Source organism: Nocardia sichangensis (genome assembly GCF_047200615.1).
Taxonomy (GTDB): domain Bacteria; phylum Actinomycetota; class Actinomycetes; order Mycobacteriales; family Mycobacteriaceae; genus Nocardia; species Nocardia sichangensis.
In genome coordinates this window covers 260,509-280,414 of the sequence record NZ_JBJZOK010000002.1, presented here as the reverse complement: position 1 = coordinate 280,414, position 19,906 = coordinate 260,509, and the positions used below count along the sequence as shown (strand labels likewise).

Genomic DNA, 19,906 nt, shown 5'->3' with positions numbered 1-19,906 from the left:
GCGAGGAATCACGGCCACCCCGAGTCCCGTTGCGGTGTAGGCGACTCGAGGTGGCTCGATAGTGCGGTTGTCGAATGTCGGCACATGGCATCTACCTCCGTTCTGGCGGGCAGCGCACGGGCTGCCGGTGGATGGGCGCGAGAATCAGGCGTACAGCTTCGCCAGGAACGTGTTCAGGTTGTCGCGCACCCGCTCGATCTTCTCTTCTGGCGTGAGGTCCTCGCGGTATCGGCTCCCGAGTGCGGGGCGTTTCTTGTTGCGCGCGTAGAGCGAGCAAGCGAGATCGGTGCACATGTAGGTGCCGACCGAGTTGCCCCTGCGGCCGGATTCGCCCGCCTTGTGCGCGGTCATCAGCGAGACCCCGCCGCCGGTATGGGTGGTCAGGCAGATCGTGCACATCTGCGCCCGGCCGGTGCCGCCGGTCGCATAGCGCAGCGCCACGCCCACCAAGCGGTCGTCCCGCGGGACGACCAGGTAGCCGCGGCCGGGCAGAGACAGATCGCTCCAGCCGAGGAAGTCCAGATCCGCCCAGGGCCGTTCGTCCAGGTCCTTGGGTACCGGCAGCCGTTTGGCGTCGCCTTTCGAACAGTTGACGAACGACGACCTGATGTCGCGTTCGGTGACGGGTTCCACGATGGGTCTCCTTCGGTCGATCGGTGGACAAACTCGAGCGACGTTACGGTTCCGTGCTACGGGGAACAACGGATTTTCCGCCCTCCGGGCACCGCGCCCAGCACCCATCGAGTGCGCCGAAATCATCGAACATCACTGCCTCCGAATCTGTTTCGGAGCCCACCTGCCGGGTATCCGTCGCGAGCGGAGGTGAGGCGGGTGGCGCAGGGATTGCAGAAGAGGTTTGCGGTGCGACGCCGGCTGCGCGGGCCCGCGGATCTGCCGTGGCGGTCGTGGTGGGGCGTGGTCGAGCGGTCGGTCGGCGAGTTCCAAAGGGACAATCTCACCGACTGGGCCGCGGCGCTGACGTACTACAGCGTGCTGTCGCTGTTTCCGGGGTTGATCGTGCTGACCGCAGGACTGGGCATGCTGGGACGCGACGACACCAAGGCGCTGATCGACACCATGCGCGAGATCGCGCCGGGCAGCGGTACCGATCTGCTCGTCGACGCGGTGAACAACATAGAGCAAGCGCAAGCACCCGCCGGACCGCTGGCATTGCTCGGATTGGCGTCGGCGCTGTGGACCGCGTCCGCCTACATCGGCGCGTTCATGCGCGCGACCAACGCCATCTACGACATCGCGGAGGGGCGGCCCGTCTGGAAGACCGTGCCGGTGCGGGTCGCCCTGACCGCCGCGGTGGTGGTCCTGCTGGGCGCCTGCACCGTCGGCGTCGTCGTCAGCGGTTCGCTGGCCGAGCAGATCGGCCGGTGGCTCGGCCTCGGGCACGCGACGATCACAGTGTGGGGCATCGTCAAGTGGCCGGTGATGATGGCACTGATCGGTCTGGTCTTCGCCCTGCTGTACTGGGCGGCGCCGAACGTGCGGCAGCCGGGATTCCGCTGGCTGACGCCCGGTAGCGCCATAGCCGTTCTCCTCTGGGCGGGCGCGTCCTGGGGATTCGCTTTCTATGTCGGCCACTTCGGCTCCTACAACCGGGTCTACGGCTCTCTTGGTGGCGTGGTCGTCTTCCTCGTCTGGCTGTGGATCTCGAACATCGCGATCCTGCTGGGGGCGGAACTCGATGCCGAACTCGCGCGTGCGCGCAGCATCGCAGGCGGCCACCCCGAGGAGGCCGAGCCCTACTTGCCGCCGCGCGACGAGCCGGACGAATGAGCGACAACCGCAAGGGTTTCGCGGGGAAGCGCCGGCGCATCGGTGACACAGCCACGCCGCACACGGCGTTTGAACCCGTCCGGGCAGGTAAATCGAAGCCCGTCTGGATCGGGCATTTTCGAGAGGATTCGCATGGCTCAGCGCACTGAAAACCCCGTCGCCGGAAAGCCCGCCACCATGCCGTCGGACATCAAGGGAAAACTGTCGGTGTTCGACCGCTTCGCGACAGCGGCCAGCGCACTGGCCTCCAAAGCGGGATTCTTCGTCTTCTGTGTGATCCTGGTCTTGGTGTGGGCGCCGACGATCTTCCTGCTGCCGAGCGTCGACACCTGGCAACTGGTCATCAACACCGCGACGACGATCATCACCTTCCTGCTCGTCGCGTTGCTGCAGAACACCCAGAGCCGCTCCGACGCCGCCATCCAGCAGAAGCTCAACGCCATCGCCGACGGGCTTGGCGATCTGATGCGCGAGCTGAGTTCCGAGCACCCCGAACTCCTGCGTCACCGCCGCGAACTCACCGACGCCGTCGGCCTCGAGAACCGGGAGAGCGCGGGATGATCGGCGCGCAGGCCGGCAGCAGCCGGCCTGCGCGTCCGCCGATCCGTCACCGCTGCTCGGTCTCGCCGCTCTTGTCGGCTTCCCGGATCGCTTCGGCGAGCTCACGGCGCAGGCGCTCGGCATTCGCCTCGTCACCCGCGTCCGAGGCGGTGGTGATGTCCTGGCGCAATTGCGCGATCGTGTCCTGCGAAACCATAGGGCCTCCTTGTCTCTCGGGACGGCGTTGCAGAAGGACGCCACCGCGCCCTTCGTGGTCAGGGTGGCCGCTCAGGTGCGGACGAAACACGTCGATGCCCGCGCCACCCGCGCGTGCCCGTCCCAGGCGCCCGGTGCGATCGCCGCGCGGCGGGTAGAGTAGGAGTCTCCCGACGGTTGAAACGCAGCCGGAGCGGGTATTCACCTCATCTCGGTGCGTGCGGGATCGGAGCCTCGTCGCAGTTGGTGGTACCAACCGCGCGCCTCGCCTGAATCGACCACGATTGTGACCAGGCCGCACGTCGAAGCAGAGTTGCTCGACAAACCTTTTACGACGTGCTGGGCGGGATGCCTTATCGAAACAGCAGGAGTGTCGCAGCAATGGAGTCCTTGGCCTTCCACAGCGACAGTTTGGGCGACACAGAGGAATTCCTCAATTCCAACTACACCAGGATGCGGATCGGCACCAGCACCGGTGTGGCGGTGCGCACGGACATCACCCGGAAAATGCTCGGTCCGGTCAGCCTGGATGATCTCGACCTGAGCTTCGACATGAAGTACGACGCTCAGCCGCTGGGCAAGATCTGCCTGTGCGAGGTGGACTCGGGATCGATCGAAGAGAACTATGCCGACGGCACCACCGACTTCTTCCAGCCCGGTGAACTCGGGCTGCTCACGCCACCGGACCTGCCGTACTCCGGGGTGGTCCACCACGCCCGCTACCGCATCACGATGTTCGATCCCGCGCTGCTGACCCGGGTGGCGGCCGCGAGCCCCGAGCACGACCTGGAGCCGGTTCGCCTGACGGGTCATCGCCCGGTCTCCGCGGTCGCGGCGAAGCATCTGTCCGACGTACTGGGGCATATGCGCGGTGTCGCCGCGGATCCTGTGGCCAGCGAGGCGCCGCTGATCGCATCCACCGCCGTGCAGTACCTGGCCGCCACCGTGCTGCACACCCTGCCGAGCACCGCACACCTGGATCCGACGGCTGGCGACCGCAACGACGCCCATCCCGACACCGTGCGGCGCGCAGTGGCGTACCTCGAGGCACATGTGTGCGAGGACATCAGCGTGGCCGACATCGCCGCGGCCTCCTATGTCAGCGCCCGTGCGCTGCAACTGGCGTTCCGCCGCCATCTGGACACCACGCCCATGGCGTATCTGCGGCGGCTTCGCCTGCGCGGGGCGCACGAACAACTGCGCGACTTCTCGCCCGACGACGGGCACACAGTGACCTCCATCGCCGCGGCTTGGGGCTTCGCTCACCCGGGACGATTCGCGACCGCCTATCGCGGCGCGTACGGCCGACCCCCGCACACGACGCTCAGCGCGTGACGCGGCGGGGCCTTCGGCCCGCGACGAGTCCGGGCGACCGCGGTCAGTCCCGCATGGCGCGCTCGCGCAGCTCGGCGAGCGTCCGTGCCAGCACCCGGGAGATGTGCATCTGCGAGACGCCGAGCACCGCGGCGATCTGTGCTTGCGTGCGCGATTCGAAAAAGCGCATGTGCAGCACGCGCCGCTCTCGCTCGGGCAGTTCGGCGAGCAGCGGAGCGATCGCCAGGGCCTCGTCGGTCAACTCGTAGGACGGGTCCTCCTCGCCGAAGGTCTCCGCGATCCGGACCGAGGTGCTGCCGGTGTCGTCGTCCTCGACGACGGCGTCGATCGAGTTCGTGGAATAGGCGTTGCCTGCCAGCAGCGCTTGCGTGACTTCCGTCAGGTCGAGGTTCAACTCCACGGCGATCTCCAGAGCGGTCGGCATCCGTTCCAGGCGCTGGGAGAGCCGCTCCACGGCCGGGCCGATCGTCAACTGGATCTCCTTGATCCGGCGCGGCACCCGCACCGCCCAGCTGTGATCGCGGAAGTGGCGACGCACCTCGCCCATGATCGTGGGGACCGCGAACGACAGGAACGACGGTCCCCGCGCCGGGTCGAACCGATCGACCGCGAGCACCAGCCCCACAGTCGCGATCTGGTACAGATCGTCGTAGTTTTCCCCGCGACCGACGAAGCGACGGGCGATGTGCTCGGCGAGCGGTAGACACCGCCGCAGAATCGCTTCCCGCAATCGCGAGCGTTCGGGATCGTTCTCGTCCATCGCGGACAGTTTCTCCAGCCACGGTTCGATGCCGTCGTAGCTGTCGGTTCCGCGCCGCGTCCGGCGGGGTGTGGCGGTCCTGTGGTTCGCGGTCGCCAATGACATGAGCTTCCTCGATTCCCGTTGTCCAGCGATCGACGCGCTCACCGGTGGTGAACGAGGCGATGATCGCGGGGTACCGCCCGGCGGCTGCCTCAAGCGCTCGTGGGCGGTCTTGTTCGTAAATCGGACGGCCGACAGCGTGGATCTGCGTTCTCGGGACCGCGGGTCGGCGCCGGACGCCGCCGGAGCGGAACTCCGGACGAACGGCACTCGCGCGGGTCGTGGGCGCCGCCATGTACCGCAGGCGCCGGGCACGCGACGACCGGCACGCTCCGTCCCACTCCGAGGACGTCCACGATGCGCCGCACGGGGCCGTCGTCGGGCACGGTCACGCCGACCGAGATGCCCGCTCGCGCAGCCCATCTCGCCAGCCGCAGCACCATACTGACGCCCGCGCAGGAAAGAAAACGCAGCCCGCAGAGGTCGATCACGACCGAAGTGGGATTCGCGGTTGTGTCGCAGTAGTTTTCGACGACATCGATGATCGCGGTGAAGCACTCGTCGGCGTTCGCCGCGTCCAGTTCACCGTACGTCACCACGAGCAGACCATCCGCGGTCCGGATGCCTTTCACGCCGTACTGACAGGTCATGCGCACCTCCCGCGGCCGGTGTCGGCACGAGACCGCATGCTCGAGCCTGACAGCCATCGACGTGCATGTCAGCGCGTTAGACGAAGTCCCACGGAACATCGGTCCGAAAAACGAAATGCCCGCACCGCCGGGGGACCGCCTCTCGCACGATCAGTCGGGCGGTATCCGGTGATGGACGGTGAGCAGGATGTGGTCGAACGCGGCGACCAGGTCCGCAGGTGGCGGCGGGACGAGCGGAAGTTCGGCGATCAGTTGCTGGGCGAGCGCTCGCAATTTGGTGTTGGTCTCCTGAGAACGCCAGCGCAGCACTTGGAACGCCTGATCTGCGCTGATCTGATAGATGCGCATGAGCACCCCTTTGGCCTGCTCGATCACCGCGCGATTCTCGTAGAGTCCGGGCAGGGTCGCGGCGAGCATGGCTTGGTGCGCTTCGGCGATGGTGCCGGAGAGGTCGACGTAGAAACCGGAGGTGCCGACGGCGGTGCCGGCGTCGTCCAGGATCCGGTCGGCGACGACGAGCACGGTGTGTTCCTGACCGGACAGGTCGATGAACCGGTGCCTGCTCGAGAAGGTCTCCCCTCGGTCGATGGCGCGCTCGATGATCTCGGCGACGTGCGTGCGGTCGTCCGGGTGCTTGTGCGCCAGCAACAACTCCGTGGTGGGCTCGATCTCACCGGGCCGGTAGCCGTGCATGCGATACACCTCGGCCGACCATTCCCAGCGACGGGTGGCGAACCAGAACCGGAAGCTTCCCACCGCGGGCTGGTCCGACGGCATGGAGCTATCTGCGAGCACGTCGGACATGTGGGGTTGCACGTGTTGAGTCATGAATGCAATGCCTCTCCGAGGTACAGGGGCTTGCGGCCGCGACACCACGGCACCGCCGCCATCCCTTCGACGGGATCGCGCGGACACGGGCGCGTTCGGCCGAGAATCCGCTGTTGACTCAACGGCCGGCGCGCGCACATCGTGATGGCAGCCGGTGACCTGCGAACCCAGTATGTCATCCGCGGCGGGCTCGGGCACGAGGAGGTTCGGTTACCGCCGGAAAAGCGAGGCAGGACTCGGTTTCCGAACTTCGGGGTGATCGCTTGGTACACAAGGTTTTCGAGGCAGGCGGATCAGGTCCACAGCCGGTCCCAGGCTGCGGACGCTCCGGAAACCGTCGCCGCTTCCGTCTCCGAGAACGCGGCGGCGGCGCCCGACCCGACGAACTCGGCTGCCGCGAGCACCGCGCGGCGCACCGCGCTCTCCGGTCCACGCCCCTCGGCCAAGCGGGCTGCCGCGGCAACGGCGAAGCTGTCCCCCGCACCGCAGGTGTCGGCGCCATCCGGCGCCTTTGCCACGGACGGAAGCGGGATGCGCAGGCGTTTGCCCGACGCGCGCAGGCAGACCAGGGCCCCTTCCGTTCCGAGGGTCACCGCGATCGCCCCGACAGCCCACCCTTTGGCGAGCCTCCACAGGTCAGGTCCGTCGTCGAGCCGCCCGGACAGCAGGGTGAGCGCTTCCGCGTGATTCGGGGTGACCAGGGCCGCGCCCGGGATCGGTACGGGTCCGCGGGGATGGGGGTCCCAGACGATCGGAACGTGGTCGGCGTGGGCGCGCAGCAGCCCACGGATCTGCGGGTGGGCCGCGGCGCCGCCACCATAGTCCGAGACCAGGACCGCGCGCGCCGCCGCAAGCACGGCGACCGCCTCGTCGGGAAGCAGGTCGGCGCCGACCTGCCCGGCGCCGGAGTCGATTCTGGTGATCAGGATGGGCCGCCGGGACTGCCGGGCACGGGCGTGGCCGTTCGGGGCGCAGGGGCCGATCGCCCGCACTCGCTGCTTGCAGACCGTCGAACCGCGCTGGGGAAGGGCGATGACCCGCACGTGCGAGTCCAGCAGCCCGCGCAGCCGGCCAGCCGCCTCGTCTTCCGCGAAGCCCGCGATCAGCACCACTTCGCGCTCCTGCGCCGCGGCGAGCCGGGCCGCCAATCCCGCGCCACCGGGGCGGAACGTCCGGTGCGCGACGTCGACGACGGGAGCGGTCGTATCCGGGCTGCATCGGTCGGCGCGGCCCTCGACATCGATGTCGAGCAGCGCGTCGCCGATCACGACGAGCGGGTCGCCCGCTGCCATCACGGCCGCTCCAGCTGGGAAGACCCGAAGTCGGCCGACAGGTGCCGGGCTTCGGCGGCGCTCCCGCCACGGCCGTCGCCACCGGATCCGGCCGTCGGGCCCGCGTGCTCGGACACCGTGACGATCTGCACTGCTGTCTCCGTTCGCCGAGGACGATTGGATGGAACGCGCAGTTACCGATCCGGGCCTCACGGCGAAGCCCGCACGTGCGGACATGCCCGGACCGACCGCGCCGAAACATTCCGTCTCGGATGCGGCGCGGTTTGTGCCTTCGGACCCCGGGTAGAACGACGACATTCGTGCCGGGCCGTCGGATCGTCTCCACAGGAGGTCGCATGGGACAGACGAGCGCGATCGATCCCTCGCATCCGCGCGAGTCCGGGGAACCGCTCACCAGGCGACTGATACACGTTCTACGCTGGTTGGCCGGTACCGCACAGCAGGTCCACCGGGGGATGGCGAGTGACCATCGACTGGATGTGATCGCGTGAATCCGGCGGAGCGGCCGGGTGATTTCGTGGAGCGGATGACGGGATTCGAACCCGCGACCCTCACCTTGGCAAGGTGATGCGCTACCAGCTGCGCTACATCCGCATTCGCATCGCGGTGACCGTGATGCGACACAGAACATTAGCGGACACTCATGACAAAAAGCCAATCGCCGCTATGCCCGTACGACCCCAGACCGGTCGCGGCGCAGGCCGAGACCGGCCGCGATCAGGCAGGCGACGGCGACGACACCGACGAACCACGGGAACACGGCGCTCAGGCCCCAGGTGGTGGCCGCCCAACCGGCCGCGATAGTGGGCAGCGCCATGGCCGAATAGGCGAGCAAGTAGTACGCCGACATGGTCTCGCCGCGCTTGTGTTGCGGCACGACATCCGACAGGTGGCGCAGCGATCCGCCGAAACCGAGTCCGAAGGTCGCGCCCAGCGCGACGCCCGCGGCGAGCACCACCACCCAGTTGTGTGTGGCCAGCGCGGGCACCGTCAGCACAAGCGCCAGCGCCATGCCGGTGTCGCCGAGGATCGCGGCCCGCCGAGCGGGCACGCCGGTCGCGAACAGTTGCGCGGTGGCGCCGGAGAGGGCGGTCGAGGCGACGACGGCGCCGCCGAAAACCAAGTTGTGGATGCCGGTCTGCTGCGTGGCCAGCGACGGGTACAGCGACAGCAGCACGCCCAGCACCGACCAGGCCGCCATCACGCCGATGGCCGAGAACCAGAAGTCGGCCCGAATCTCCGGCGGCACGGCGGGTTTCGCGATCCGGATGCGCCCGGCCACCCGGGCCGAATGCGGTTCGCGCAGCGCGAGCACGCCGACGCCGATCGCGAGGCAGACGAAGGTGATCACGACGTACGGCGTCCGCAACGGATGCGGCGCGTACTGAGCCAGCAGCGCCGAGCCCAAGATCGCCACCGCCATTCCCACGTTGAACGCGACGCCGCTGAGTTGCCCGGACCGCGCGCCGCGGTGCGGACGCAGATCCAGCAGCGCGGCCGCGCCCGCGACCACGGTCGAGCCGACCGCGACGCCGTGCAGCGCACGGGCCAGCAGCAGCATGGGCACGCTGTCGGCGAGCACGAATACCAGCAATCCGGCGACCATTGTGGCGAAGGCGCCGAGCAGCACCGGTTTCCGGCCGACCACATCGGAGATCCGCCCGGATACCAGCACCGCGCCCAGGGCGGCCACCGCGTAGACCGCGAACACGATGGTCGTGGTGAGCGGCGAGAGATGCCACTGTTTCTGATAGATGCCGTAGAGCGGCGCGGGAACGCCCGAAACCCCCAGCGCCACGCCGCTGGCCGCCAGCACCAGGGCGTAAGCCCAGCGCTGTGAGGTCTGCTCGTCGACGGCCACCGCCATCGTCGCTGCCATCGGAACTCCGATCAGGTAGGTTTGATGATGATCGAACAGCAGTCGACGATACATCCGGTACGACGATCATCAAACCCGAGAGTGAGCCAGATCATGGTCGATGTCCGAGACGCGGACCAGCAGGCGCCCCCGGTGGCCACCCTGCCCGCGGTGCTCAGCGCGCTGCAGGACCCGGTGCGCCTGGAAATGGTGCGCCGGCTCAGCAACGCGGGAACGGCGGTCCGCTGCGGCGCGCTCTACGAGGTGATCAACAAGTCGACCGCCACCCACCATTTCAAGATCCTGCGCGACGCGGGCGTGATCGAGCGTCTGGTCATCGACGGCCAGACCTGCCAGCGTCTGCGCACCGACGACCTCGAGTCCGCTCTGCCCGGACTGGTGCCGACGATCGTGGCGGCCGCCAACCGCGCCCGGCCGGAATGACCCGGCCGAGCGGGTCTGCGGTCAGCAGTTGTCGAAGCGCCACTGCCCGTCGACGAATGTCCAGGTCTTGGGCTTCGAGTCGTCCTGGGCGGCGCGGGCGTCGAAATTCTTGACCGTGACCGTCCCGGTCGATCCGGACGTGGTGACCGTGATCTCCGACGGCTTCGACTTCAGGTCCCGGCCGTCGTACAGCTGCGCCATGGACGCCACGTAGTCGTCCTCGTTGAGCGTGAGCCTGCAACGCGCGGAACGGAATCGGTACGCGGCGGCGTAGTCGTGACTCGCCAGCGCCTCGGTCATCTTCGTGGCTTCCGTGCGCAGTGCGGCCTCGGTCGGCTCACCCGGCTTGCCCGCGTCCGCGTCCGTTCCGCCGCACCCGGCCAGCACGACGACGGACAGCGAAACCGCGCCGAGCAGGCGAAGGACACGACTTGTTCGGTTCATCTCGACTCCTTGCCAGAGATCGCCGGATCCGACACCCGGACAATCGAGTTCAGCGCCCTCCGGCGAAGAACCGACGGCCGGGCGGCCGAAACAGTATCGCGGCGGGGGATGCTCCGCCAAGCGGCAACCCCGCGCCCGCGTGCGGATCAGCTCGGCACCAGCCGCCGGACGGCAGCGGGCAGATCACGGGTGCGCTTGTACGGTCCGGCGACCGACGCGGCGAACGGCCGCGCCAGCAAGGTCCGCGCGACGGCCGACACTTCCTCGGTCGTGACGGCGTCGATGCGGGCCAAGGTCTCCGACACGGTGCGGTGGTTGCCGTAGCTGAGTTCGCTGCGCCCCAACCGGTTCATGCGCGAGGCCGAATCCTCCAGACCGAGCACCAGCCCGCCGCGCAACGAGCCCTTGGCGCGGGCGCACTCGGCGTCGCTGATGCCGTCGGCTGCGACTTCCTCGAGAACGCCGCGGGCCAGTGCCGCCACCTGACCGAGGTTCTCCGGCTGGCAGCCGATGTAGACCGAGAACGCTCCGGTGTCGGCGAAGGTGTCCACGCTGGAATACACCGAATAGGCCAGTCCGCGCTCCTCCCGGATGCGCTGGAACAGACGGGAACTCAACCCGCCGCCGACCACGGTGTTCAACACCGACAGCGGCCAGCGCCGGTCCCCTTCGTGCCGCCCGAAGGCGCGCACGCCGAACACCAGATGAGCCTGCTCGCTGTCGCGATGGCTCCAGTGCAGCTGCGGGTCGCCGTGTGGGCGGAACCGGCCCTCGCGCCGCCGGGCGGGCGCCGCCGCCAGGTCGAGCCGGTTCTCGAAGGCACGATGCACCAATTCCACGGTGTGGTCGTGCTCCACGTTGCCCGCGACCGCGACCACCATCCGGTCCGGCCGGTAACGCCGCAGGTGGAACGACCGCAGCTGCGCGGCCCGCATCCCCTCGATGGATTCGATCGAGCCGATCACCGGACGCCCGATCGGATGATCGCCGAACAACGCCGCCAAGAAGGAGTCGCCGACCAGGTCCTCGGGGTCGTCGTCGCGCATGGCGATCTCCTCGAGCACCACCTGCCGCTCCACGTCCACGTCCGAGGCCCGGCACAAGCCGTTGAGCACCACGTCGGAGACCATGTCGACCGCCAAGGGCAGGTCGTCGTCCAGGACATGCGCGTAGTAGCAGGTCTGCTCCTTCGCGGTGAACGCGTTCAGCTCGCCGCCGACCGCGTCCATCGCCTCGGCGATGTCCAGGGCCGACCGCGTCGGCGTCGCCTTGAACAGCAGGTGCTCCAGGAAGTGGGCAGCTCCCGCGACGCTCGGGCCCTCGTCACGCGACCCGACACCGACCCAAACACCCACGGACGCCGAGCGCACCCCGGGCAGATGCTCGGTGACCACCCGCAATCCGCCGGGCAGTACGGTACGCCGCACGCCGCTGTCCGAGTCCGCCCGCAGCTCGAGTGACGAACCCCCCTGCCCGGTGCTGAGCAGAGGGGTTGTCGTCTTCTTCTTCGTCACAGAGACAAGTACTACTCGGTCCCGGCCGAACCCGCATCGGCCGTGTCGTCGCCGGTCTCCTCGGCGTTCTCCTCGACCGGCACGAGCGAGATCTTGCCGCGGTTGTCGATGTCGGCGATCTCCACCCGCAGCTTGTCGCCGACGTTCACCACGTCCTCGACCTTCGCCACGCGCTTGCCGTTGCCCAGCTTGGAGATATGCACCAGACCGTCGCGGCCCGGCAGCAGCGAGACGAACGCGCCGAAGGCGGTGGTCTTGACGACCGTGCCCAGGAAGCGCTCGCCGACCTTCGGCAGCTGCGGGTTGGCGATGGCGTTGATGGCGTCGATCGCGGCCTGCGCGGACGGGCCGTCGGTCGCGCCGACGAACACGGTGCCGTCGTCCTCGATGGAGATGTTGGCGCCGGTGTCCTCGGTGATCTGGTTGATCACCTTGCCCTTGGGGCCGATCACCTCGCCGATCTTGTCGACCGGGATCTTGATCGCGGTGACGCGCGGCGCGTACGGGCTCATCTCGTCCGGGGTGGTGATGGCCTCGGCCATCACGTCCAGGATCGTGGTGCGCGCGTCGTGGGCCTGGCTCAGCGCGCCGGCCAGCACCTGCGACGGGATGCCGTCCAGCTTGGTGTCCAGCTGCAACGCGGTGACGAACTGGCGGGTGCCTGCGACCTTGAAGTCCATGTCGCCGAAGGCGTCCTCGGCGCCGAGGATGTCGGTCAGCGCGACGTAGCGGACTTCTTCCTCACCCTGGTCGTTGGTGATGGTGTCCGACACCAGACCCATCGCGATGCCGGCGACCGGCGCCTTCAGCGGCACACCGGCGTTGAGCAGCGACAGGGTGGAGGCGCACACCGAACCCATCGAGGTGGAGCCGTTGGATCCCAGCGCCTCCGACACCTGACGGATGGCGTAAGGGAACTCCTCCTGGCTGGGCAGCACGGGAATCAGCGCCCGCTCGGCCAGCGCGCCGTGGCCGATCTCGCGACGCTTGGGCGAACCCACCCGGCCGGTCTCGCCGGTGGAGAACGGCGGGAAGTTGTAGTGGTGCATGTAGCGCTTGCTGGTCTCCGGGCCGAGCGAGTCGACCTGCTGGGCCATCTTCACCATGTCCAGCGTGGTGACGCCCAGGATCTGGGTCTCGCCACGCTCGAACAGCGCCGAGCCGTGCGCCCGGGGCACCACAGCGACCTCGGCGGACAGCGCGCGGATATCGGCCAGCCCGCGGCCGTCGATGCGGAAGCCGTCGGACAGGATCCGCTGACGGACCAGCTTCTTGGTGACGGAGCGGAATGCCGCGCCCAGTTCCTTCTCCCGCCCGGCGTAGTCGTCGGCCAGGCGGTCGAGCACGGCGAGCTTGATCTCGTCGATCTTCTCCTCGCGCTCCTGCTTGCCGGAGATGCTCAGCGCCTCGCCCAGCTCACGCTTCGCGGTTCCCTCGACGGCCTCGTACACGTCCCGGCCGTACGGCGGGAAGAGCGGGAACTCCTCGGTGGGCTTGGCGGCCAGTTCGGCCAGGTCCTGCTGCGCGCGGCAGAGGCGGGCGATGAACGGCTTGGCGGCCTCGAGCCCCTCGGCGACGACGGCCTCGGTCGGCGCCTGCGCACCGCCGTCGACCAGCGCGATGACGTTCTCGGTCGCCTCCGCCTCGACCATCATGATCGCGACGTCACCTGACTCGACCACGCGGCCCGCGACGACCATGTCGAATACCGCGCCCTCGAGCTGCTCGGTGGTCGGGAAGGCCACCCATTGGGACCCCGCCCCGTCGTGGATCAGCGCGACGCGCACGCCGCCGACCGGGCCGGAGAACGGCAGGCCCGCGATCTGGGTGGACGCGGACGCGGCGTTGATGGCCACCACGTCGTAGAGGTCCTTGGGGTCCAGGCTCAGCACGGTGACCACGACCTGGATCTCGTTGCGCAGGCCGTCGACGAACGACGGACGCAGCGGACGGTCGATCAGGCGGCAGGTCAGGATCGCGTCGGTGGAGGGGCGGCCCTCGCGGCGGAAGAACGACCCGGGGATGCGGCCCGCGGCGTACATCCGCTCCTCGACGTCGACCGTCAGCGGGAAGAAGTCGAACTGGTCCTTGGGCTGCTTGCCCGCGGTGGTAGCCGACAGCAGCATGGTCTCGTCGTCCAGGTAGGCGACGACCGAACCGGCGGCCTGCCTGGCGAGGCGTCCGGTCTCGAACCGGATGGTGCGGGTGCCGTAGCTGCCGTTGTCGATCAACGCTACGGATTCGAACACGCCCGGCTCGACCTCGACGGCCGAGCTCTTGCGTTCAGTTGTTTCGGTCATTCTTCTCTCTCAACCTCTCGTCTTCGCCGGCTCCAGCGCACGCTGGCGCGATCCGGCTGTCGTCAGCCGTACCGGGTACGGACGCGCGGCAACCCTCCTGGCTGCGGCGCGCACACCCGGCCGAATCCCCTTGGACACGGCGACGCGGAGGCGGTCATCGATCGAAGCCCGACGGCGCCAACTCGCTGCCGATAGGCCACTACCGAAGACCGACGCCACGCGACGGGTGCATACGGCTGTGCAATGTTGTCGTGCGACGGGGGCAATCCGCACCCCTGTACACATATAACCAACGGTGCGATTGTACGTCTCCCCGTTGGCCGAACCAGCGACCGCCTCGGACACCCCCGTGTCGAGCAGCCGCCTACCACTCCGTCCATCGGCGCACCGGCTGCCCGGTGGCCACGGCCGGAAACCGCGCAAGCAGGGCCGGACCGATACCCCTGATTTCTGACGCGGCAGGCGCAACAACCCCCCGCCCGCGTCGGGTCCGTATGAACCACGACGGATCGCCTCACGAGCACGTAGGCGTGCACGACTCGGCAGCGCGAAAGCACCACGAGCAATGGTTACCAGCGGCGACCCGAACGCTTAGAACAGCAACTCTCCATCGACGGCCCCGCCGGACGGCGAACGAACAAACCGACACCGCAGCCCCACCAACGGATACTTCCCGAACAACACGGCCTCGCCGACGGATAACTCCCGACAACAAGGCCCCGCCGACGGATAACCCTTGACAACACGGTCCCGCCACCCGGACCGCACCGTCAGCACAAGGCGCGCTCAGCTCACCTCGACCACGTCTTTCGAGCGAAGCGAGACCAAGCCTGTTCCGTTCGCCGCCCGGCTCGCGTCCGAGTGGCCGCTGCGTCCGCGACGAAGTCGCCAGCAGTGGCCGCTCGGACGCGAGCCATGAAGGGGCGGCGAACACCCAGCGCCGCAGGCGCTGGAAATCAGCGCCTGAGCCCGAGCCGCTCGATCAGCGAACGGTAGCGGTTGATGTCGTTGTCCTGCAGGTACTTCGACAGCCGCTTGCGACGACCGATCAGCGCCATCAGGCCGTGGCGGGTGTGGTGGTCGTGCTTGTGCTTCTTCAGGTGCTCGGTGATGTCGGCGATGCGCTTGGAAAGCAGCGCGATCTGCGCCTCCGGGGAACCGGTGTCCTTCTCGTGCAGGCCGTACTCGGCGAGAATCGCCGACTTCTGCTCGGTGGTCAGTGCCATGGGGCATCCACTCCTGTTTCTCAGTTCCGCGCTCGAATGTCCGGTTACCCGGGTGCGGGCGCCACCGCGGACCGCAGCAAACCCGAGGGACCACCCTACCGGACCGGGATCTTCCCGCCGAAATCGCGGGCCGACCGAGTCCCATCCGGGCAACGACGCTCGCCCGCGCTGATCGAGCACGAGACCCGCCGCTACAGCGATCCGCTCGAGTTCGGAATTCCCGACGCTCAGCGGGCGTCGACGGCGGTGAGGATTTTGCGCGCGGTCTCCACGTCGCGGCCCATGCACTCGATGAGCTCGTCCACCGAGTCGAATTTGCGCTGGCCCCGGATGTGCTCGACGAAGTCCACCGCGACGTGCTGACCGTAGAGATCGGCCTCGCCGTCGAGCACGTACGCCTCCACCGTGCGGGCGCGTCCGGAGAAGGTCGGGTTGGTGCCCACCGAGACGGCGGCCATGGCCCGCTCGCCCGGGGTGACGGTGCCGATGGTGGGGCCGGGGCCGAGCACGGTGAACCACCCGGCGTACACGCCGTCGGCGGGAATGGCGGCATGCATCGGCGGCGCGACGTTCGCGGTCGGGAAGCCGAGTTGCTTGCCGCGGCCGTCACCGTGTACGACGACGCCCTCCACCCGGTGCGGACGCCCGAGCGCCTCGGCGGCGGCCGCCATGTCCCCCGCGTCGACGCACGAGCGGATATAAGTCGAGGAGAAGGTCACGGCGTGTTCGGCGAGCAGCGTCACGCCGTCGACCTCGAAACCGAATCGCTTGCCGAGCTCGCGCATGGTCTCGACCGTGCCCGCGGCCTTCTTGCCGAAGGTGAAGTTGTCGCCGACCACCACCTCCACCACGTGCAGCCGCTCCACCAGCAGGTCGTGGACATAGCTCGCCGGAGTCAGCTTCATGAACTCCTGGGTGAAGGGCATGACGCAGAACACGTCGACACCCAGTTCCTCGGCCAGTTCGGCGCGGCGGGTCAGGGTGGTCAATTGCGCGGGGTGTGACCCGGGGCGGACCACTTCCATCGGGTGCGGATCGAACGTCATCAGCACCGCGGGCACGCCGCGCGCGGCGGCGGACTTCACGGCCCGGCTGATCAGCTGCGCGTGGCCGCGGTGCACACCGTCGAACACACCGATCGTGAGGACACAGCGCCCCCAGTCCGCGGGCACCTCGTCGAGACTTCGCCATCTCTGCACAGTGCGCAGCCTACGCAAATCAGGTAGCGAACAGTATTCGGGCGTGCTGATCTCACACAACGGTTGCGCGGCCGTGAGCCGACGTGGAAGTGCGAACCGCGCCGGGGCCCCGCGCGCAGGTCGCGCGCCGCGCGGCCGCGCCGCGAACCGGTCGGATCATCCGAACCGCGGCACGACTCGTGCCGCAACCGCGGCGGTGGGATAACCGGCAGGTCGCCGTGGCCGTCGCACGACGGCGCGCCGCGGGGCCGCTACGTCGGGGTCGGCGACATCGCCGCGGAAGTCTTCGCGCACCGGAAACTAACCGGACGGATTCGCGAAAGCGCCGATATACCCCGGGTTTTCCACGGGCCCGCAAGCTCGTCTCACCAGCAGCGGGAATGGTCTAGCGTCCAATTCGTCGATGACGGAATGCCCCGGAGTAGCCATGAAAAGCGCAGTCAAGCACGTGCGTGTGATCAAACCGTCCGATGCGGCCGAAACAATCGGACGGCAACGACAACGCCTCATTCCTTGCATCACCACGGAAACCTGTGGCGCCACCGGCATTTCGGCGGGCATGGTCAACATGGCCCCGGGAGCGATGTCGAAAGCGCATTATCACGCGCACAGCGAGATCGTCGTCGTTTGCCTGCGCGGGCGAGCGGCCACCTTGATCGGCCCGGAACTGACGCCCTATTTCCACGGGCCCGGTGAGTTCATCTACATCCCCGACGGCGTCGTGCACGTGGCGGTGAACCTCGACGATGCCGAGGACCTGGTCGCGGTGGAAATGCGGACCGATCCCCTGTTCAACGACGACGTGGTGCTGACGCCGGAGTACGACGCCCACGTGCCCGAAGCCGTTGCCCGCCTGCGGCGGCGCGGGCCAGCCGGCGCCTGACATGGCCGTCGGCAAACGCAGCCGCGGCGCGGCCGAGGTGACCAGCGGTCCCATCGACGATATCTTCGCGGCACTGGCAGGCCGCCCCGACGTGGTGTCCTTCGCGGTCGGAGCGCCCGATCCCGCTCTGCTGCCGAGCGAGCTCGTGGCGACGCTGGCGCAAACGGTCATCGGCAGATACGGCAGCGCCGTCCTCCAATACGGCATGACCCGGGGATTCGCTCCGCTGTTGGACGAAGCCCGAAACCTTCTGCACGGCCGCGATATTCAGTGCACGCTCGAGCGCCTGCATATCTCGACCGGCGGCTCCGGCGCATTGCACAACGTGTGTTTGGCGCTGCTCGACCCGCAGGACGTGGTTCTGGTCGAAACCCCCACTTACGGCCCGGCGGTCAAGGAATTCCGCAGCCACGGAGCGACCGTCGTGGCGGTGCCGTCCGACGAATTCGGCATCGTTCCGGAAGCGCTCGAAGAAGCCCTGGCTCGATACGATACGGCGTTCGTCTACCTACTGCCGACTTTCCAGAATCCGACCGGCCGGACGATGCCCGTCGATCGGCGCGAACGAATCGCCGAGATCGTCGTCCGCCACGGCACGCTGGTCATCGAAGACGACGTCTACACCGACCTGCGCTATCGCGGTGTGGCACCGCCCGCGTTGTCGTCTTTCGCCCCGGACAACTCGGTGTACATCACGTCCCTGTCGAAAACTCTCGCTCCTGCGATCCGCGTCGGGATCACCGTTATGCCCCCGGATCTGCTGCGGACCGTGCTCGCGTTGAAGCAGGGCATCGACATGCAGACCTCGACATACTGCCAGGCGATTGCGGCCGAATTTCTCGGCAGTCCGGACGGGGCCGCGCACCTCGCTCATGTCGTCGACGCCTATTCGGCCAAGTTGGACGCGTTGACGGTCGCGCTCGAGCGGCATTTCCCGGCCGGGTTCCGGTGGGTCGAGCCGGAGGGCGGGATGTTCCTGTGGGTCGAGGGGCCGCCGGGTTTCGATGCCGACGCGCTGCTGGCGCGGGCACTGCGGCACGGAGTCGCGTTCCTGCCCGGCAGCGCGTTCTACGCCGACGACATCACCGAGCACCGCAACACCATGCGGCTGAGTTTCGCGAACGTGCCGCGCGACGCCATCGATCGGGGCATCGCCGCACTGGCGTTCGTCTGCGGGGAGACGGTATGAGTGGTCAGGCCCGGAGGCGGCAGCGCAGCGTGATCGCGCAGAGGCCAACTCGTGCCGGCAACGAACACAGCGCGAGCGATCGGCATCCGGTGCTCGGCACCTGGGAGGTTCGCGCCGACGGCGCTCCGTTCGGCTACCACGTGATGCAGTTCCACCCTGGCGGCACGATGCTGCAATCGAATCCCGACCACGGCAATCGCGCCACGAGCGACAGCAACGGCATGGGCACCTGGCACGGCGCGGGCAACCGGGTCACCGGCGCCTTCTTGGAGTTCACCGTCGATCGCACCGACCCCGCCGTAGTCCGCAAAGGGATCGTCGCCTTCGAACTCGACGTGACCGGCGACGACTTCACCGGACGCGCCACGGCGACGTTCTACGAGTTGTCCGGCGAGCCGGTCGGCGCGCCCGCGACCGCCCGGTTGGCCGGTCGCCGATTCGACGGCGTGGCCGCGCATCGGAACACGCTGGATCTGTCGAGAACGGTATAACCCAGGCGGACCGGCATCGGTCCACCGCTTCCAAATGGGTGAACGGCGAATAGCGATTCGCTGTCGATCGGCCGACGGCAGGTCGAGGATGTGTGTATCGGCGCGCCAGTGCCTAAGCTCGGGTATGTGCCAGGTAAACGAGATATCGCCACTCGACGCGAGTTGGCCGACGCCCCGGCGCCGGGCGATGCGCACGGCGGTACCGCGACGATCGCGCCTGTGCTCTCGTCGGTCGCCCAGGACTACCTGAAGGTCATCTGGACCGCGCAGGAGTGGTCGCAGGAGAAGGTGACCACCAAGTTGCTCGCCGAACGGATCGGCGTATCGGCCTCGACCGTGTCCGAAGCCGTCCGCAAGCTCGCCGACCAAGGGTTGGTCGAGCACGCCCGCTACGGCGCGATCGCCCTCACCCCGGAGGGCCGCCGAGCCGCCGTCGCGATGGTGCGCAGGCATCGGCTCATCGAGACCTTCCTGGTGAACGAGCTCGGCTACGGCTGGGACGAGGTGCACGACGAAGCCGAGGTGCTCGAGCACGCGGTCTCCGAGCTGCTGATGGCCCGGATCGACGCCAAACTCGGATACCCCGATCGCGATCCGCACGGCGACCCGATCCCGTCGGTGGACGGCGCGGTGCCCACCCCGCCCGCGCGCCAGCTCAGCGACTTCCATGCCGGTGAATCCGGCCGGGTCGCGCGCATCTCCGACGCCGATCCCGACATGCTGCGCTACTTCGACTCCGTCGGCATCGCCCTGGACACCGCCATCGCCGTCGTCGAACGCCGCGACTTCGCGGGCACCATCGCCATCCGCATCGGCGCCACCGAATCACCGACCGACCTCGGGCGCCCCGCCGCCGAGGCCATCTGGCTCACCGCCTGACCGGGGCTCCACAGATCAGGCCCACTCC

At 68.3% G+C, this 19,906-nt stretch carries 22 protein-coding genes and 1 tRNA gene; 9 read left to right on the top strand and 14 right to left on the bottom strand.

The features are described from left to right. Positions 1 to 144: 144 nt before the first annotated feature. Positions 145 to 633: an FBP domain-containing protein gene (locus ACL03I_RS03810; protein WP_364426907.1), complete on the bottom strand. Its 489-nt coding sequence runs from the start codon at positions 631 to 633 to the stop codon at positions 145 to 147. Positions 634 to 831: 198 nt separating this feature from the next. On the opposite strand from ACL03I_RS03810, the gene ACL03I_RS03805 reads away from it, so the two are divergent. Next, positions 832 to 1,788, top strand: coding sequence for a YihY/virulence factor BrkB family protein (locus tag ACL03I_RS03805; protein WP_355070156.1), 957 nt, complete (start codon positions 832 to 834; stop codon positions 1,786 to 1,788). Positions 1,789 to 1,920: 132 nt separating this feature from the next. Beyond that, complete coding sequence (locus tag ACL03I_RS03800; RefSeq protein WP_355070154.1) at positions 1,921 to 2,349, top strand: low affinity iron permease family protein; 429 nt, start codon at positions 1,921 to 1,923, stop codon at positions 2,347 to 2,349. A 46-nt stretch (positions 2,350 to 2,395) separates the two neighbouring features. Here ACL03I_RS03800 and ACL03I_RS03795 read toward each other — a convergent pair whose 3' ends face one another. Beyond that, entirely contained in the window at positions 2,396 to 2,545 is a 150-nt protein-coding gene (locus ACL03I_RS03795) for a hypothetical protein (protein WP_355070152.1), read from the bottom strand. 9 nt (positions 2,546 to 2,554) lie between these two features. On the opposite strand from ACL03I_RS03795, the gene ACL03I_RS03790 reads away from it, so the two are divergent. Further along, positions 2,555 to 2,707, top strand: coding sequence for a hypothetical protein (locus tag ACL03I_RS03790; protein WP_412805147.1), 153 nt, complete (start codon positions 2,555 to 2,557; stop codon positions 2,705 to 2,707). A 218-nt stretch (positions 2,708 to 2,925) separates the two neighbouring features. Continuing rightward, positions 2,926 to 3,879, top strand: coding sequence for a helix-turn-helix transcriptional regulator (locus ACL03I_RS03785; protein WP_355070148.1), 954 nt, complete (start codon positions 2,926 to 2,928; stop codon positions 3,877 to 3,879). A gap of 43 nt (positions 3,880 to 3,922) precedes the next feature. Here ACL03I_RS03785 and ACL03I_RS03780 read toward each other — a convergent pair whose 3' ends face one another. The 7 genes from ACL03I_RS03780 to ACL03I_RS03750 form a co-directional block, all read right to left on the bottom strand. Next, positions 3,923 to 4,744 (bottom strand): RNA polymerase sigma factor SigF, encoded by an 822-nt coding sequence (locus tag ACL03I_RS03780; protein ID WP_355070146.1) that lies wholly within the window; start codon positions 4,742 to 4,744, stop codon positions 3,923 to 3,925. Between the two features lie 89 nt (positions 4,745 to 4,833). After that, positions 4,834 to 5,331, bottom strand: a complete 498-nt coding sequence (locus ACL03I_RS03775; RefSeq protein WP_412805146.1) for an STAS domain-containing protein — start codon at positions 5,329 to 5,331, stop codon at positions 4,834 to 4,836. Between the two features lie 150 nt (positions 5,332 to 5,481). Continuing rightward, entirely contained in the window at positions 5,482 to 6,159 is a 678-nt protein-coding gene (locus ACL03I_RS03770) for a PAS and ANTAR domain-containing protein (RefSeq protein ID WP_355070142.1), read from the bottom strand. A gap of 293 nt (positions 6,160 to 6,452) precedes the next feature. Further along, complete coding sequence (locus tag ACL03I_RS03765) at positions 6,453 to 7,451, bottom strand: PfkB family carbohydrate kinase (RefSeq protein WP_412805145.1); 999 nt, start codon at positions 7,449 to 7,451, stop codon at positions 6,453 to 6,455. Continuing rightward, positions 7,451 to 7,582 carry a hypothetical protein gene (locus ACL03I_RS03760; protein ID WP_364426928.1) on the bottom strand — a complete coding sequence of 44 codons (132 nt, stop codon included), beginning with the start codon at positions 7,580 to 7,582 and terminating at the stop codon, positions 7,451 to 7,453. The genes ACL03I_RS03765 and ACL03I_RS03760 overlap by 1 nt, the downstream gene beginning before the upstream one ends. Positions 7,583 to 7,969: 387 nt before the next feature. After that, positions 7,970 to 8,045 (bottom strand) — tRNA-Gly (locus tag ACL03I_RS03755). Between the two features lie 70 nt (positions 8,046 to 8,115). Further along, positions 8,116 to 9,330, bottom strand: coding sequence for an MFS transporter (locus ACL03I_RS03750; protein ID WP_412805144.1), 1,215 nt, complete (start codon positions 9,328 to 9,330; stop codon positions 8,116 to 8,118). A 93-nt stretch (positions 9,331 to 9,423) separates the two neighbouring features. Here ACL03I_RS03750 and ACL03I_RS03745 point away from each other — a divergent pair, with 93 nt between their 5' ends. Then, complete coding sequence (locus tag ACL03I_RS03745) at positions 9,424 to 9,753, top strand: ArsR/SmtB family transcription factor (RefSeq protein WP_355070134.1); 330 nt, start codon at positions 9,424 to 9,426, stop codon at positions 9,751 to 9,753. Positions 9,754 to 9,774: 21 nt separating this feature from the next. Here ACL03I_RS03745 and ACL03I_RS03740 read toward each other — a convergent pair whose 3' ends face one another. The 5 genes from ACL03I_RS03740 to ACL03I_RS03720 form a co-directional block, all read right to left on the bottom strand. Further along, on the bottom strand, positions 9,775 to 10,197 hold the full coding sequence (locus ACL03I_RS03740; protein ID WP_412805143.1) for a hypothetical protein: 423 nt from the start codon (positions 10,195 to 10,197) through the stop codon (positions 9,775 to 9,777). Between the two features lie 146 nt (positions 10,198 to 10,343). Then, positions 10,344 to 11,684, bottom strand: coding sequence for a M16 family metallopeptidase (locus ACL03I_RS03735; protein WP_355071003.1), 1,341 nt, complete (start codon positions 11,682 to 11,684; stop codon positions 10,344 to 10,346). 38 nt (positions 11,685 to 11,722) lie between these two features. Further along, positions 11,723 to 14,011, bottom strand: a complete 2,289-nt coding sequence (locus tag ACL03I_RS03730; RefSeq protein WP_355070130.1) for a polyribonucleotide nucleotidyltransferase — start codon at positions 14,009 to 14,011, stop codon at positions 11,723 to 11,725. 956 nt (positions 14,012 to 14,967) lie between these two features. Next, on the bottom strand, positions 14,968 to 15,237 hold the full coding sequence (gene rpsO, locus ACL03I_RS03725; RefSeq protein WP_039799352.1) for a 30S ribosomal protein S15: 270 nt from the start codon (positions 15,235 to 15,237) through the stop codon (positions 14,968 to 14,970). Positions 15,238 to 15,464: 227 nt separating this feature from the next. Then, positions 15,465 to 16,436 (bottom strand): bifunctional riboflavin kinase/FAD synthetase, encoded by a 972-nt coding sequence (locus ACL03I_RS03720; RefSeq protein ID WP_355070128.1) that lies wholly within the window; start codon positions 16,434 to 16,436, stop codon positions 15,465 to 15,467. Between the two features lie 403 nt (positions 16,437 to 16,839). Here ACL03I_RS03720 and ACL03I_RS03715 point away from each other — a divergent pair, with 403 nt between their 5' ends. The 4 genes from ACL03I_RS03715 (at position 16,840) to ACL03I_RS03700 (ending at position 19,878) form a co-directional block, all read left to right on the top strand. Further along, positions 16,840 to 17,319 carry a cupin domain-containing protein gene (locus ACL03I_RS03715; RefSeq protein WP_355070126.1) on the top strand — a complete coding sequence of 160 codons (480 nt, stop codon included), beginning with the start codon at positions 16,840 to 16,842 and terminating at the stop codon, positions 17,317 to 17,319. 1 nt (position 17,320) lies between these two features. Then, the gene (locus tag ACL03I_RS03710) at positions 17,321 to 18,508 is read left to right on the top strand and encodes an aminotransferase-like domain-containing protein (RefSeq protein WP_355070124.1); all 1,188 of its coding nucleotides are present in this window, start codon (positions 17,321 to 17,323) and stop codon (positions 18,506 to 18,508) included. Continuing rightward, positions 18,505 to 18,999, top strand: coding sequence for a hypothetical protein (locus ACL03I_RS03705; protein ID WP_355070122.1), 495 nt, complete (start codon positions 18,505 to 18,507; stop codon positions 18,997 to 18,999). Before ACL03I_RS03710 ends, ACL03I_RS03705 begins: the two co-directional genes overlap by 4 nt. 210 nt (positions 19,000 to 19,209) lie before the next feature. Further along, the gene (locus ACL03I_RS03700; protein ID WP_355071001.1) at positions 19,210 to 19,878 is read left to right on the top strand and encodes a metal-dependent transcriptional regulator; all 669 of its coding nucleotides are present in this window, start codon (positions 19,210 to 19,212) and stop codon (positions 19,876 to 19,878) included. Positions 19,879 to 19,906: the final 28 nt, after the last annotated feature.